We start from the raw sequence: 728 nt of genomic DNA on the forward strand, positions 1-728 counted from the left end.
GCGCGTACCCGGCGGGCGGCGTCACCTCACCCGGCGACGGCGGACTCGACCGCCGCGACGGCCTCCGCCAGCCCGGGAGGGTGCGGCAGCCCCGGGGTGGTCTGCCCCGCCCAGCCGGGGCCGAGCGTGAGGACGACCGGTTTCCTGCGGGCGCCGCGCACGCCCCACTCGATCGCCGCGATGTGCTGGGCCAGTGGCCGGCTGGCCGTGGTGCGGGACTGCGCCCACAGGGCCACCGCGGCCGGTCCGGTCCTGCGTACCGCGGCGACGAGGGACTCGACGGGCAGCGAGCCGCCGAACATGCGTATGGGCAGACCCCGTTCGGTCAGCGCGGCGGCCAGCACCTCGAGCGGCAGTGTGTGGTTCTCCGCGGGCACGCAGGCGAGCAGCGTGGTGGCACCGGGGCGATCGGCCGGCACGGGTGGCGCGTGGCGCCGCAGCACGCCGGAGACGTGCCAGGACAGGAAGTGCTCGACCTCGACGTACCTCTCCCCCGAGCTCTCCCACTTACGGCCGACCGCCTGGAGCGTCGGCATGATCACCTCCGTCCAGGCCGCGACCAGGCCGTGTTCCTCGATCGCGTCCCTCAGCAGTCCGTCGAGGGCGGCGGCGTCGAGGCGCAGGGCCGCGCGGGCGATCCCCTTGCACTCCTGGCGTGCGTCGCCGAGCCGCAGACCCGTTCCGGCCCGGCTGCGCGCGCGGGCCGGCGGCCGCGGGGCAGCGGGGTC

1 protein-coding gene is annotated in these 728 nt (G+C 76.8%); it reads right to left on the minus strand.

The window, feature by feature from the left end; genetic code table 11:
• Positions 1 to 26: 26 nt before the first annotated feature.
• Positions 27 to 728, minus strand: a 702-nt coding sequence (locus tag B7767_RS38330; RefSeq protein ID WP_256923720.1) for a B12-binding domain-containing protein, incomplete at its 5' end; no start/stop codon positions are given.

Origin of the sequence: Streptomyces sp. 13-12-16 (assembly GCF_002114215.1) — a bacterium.
In the GTDB taxonomy this organism is placed as follows: Bacteria; Actinomycetota; Actinomycetes; order Streptomycetales; family Streptomycetaceae; genus Streptomyces.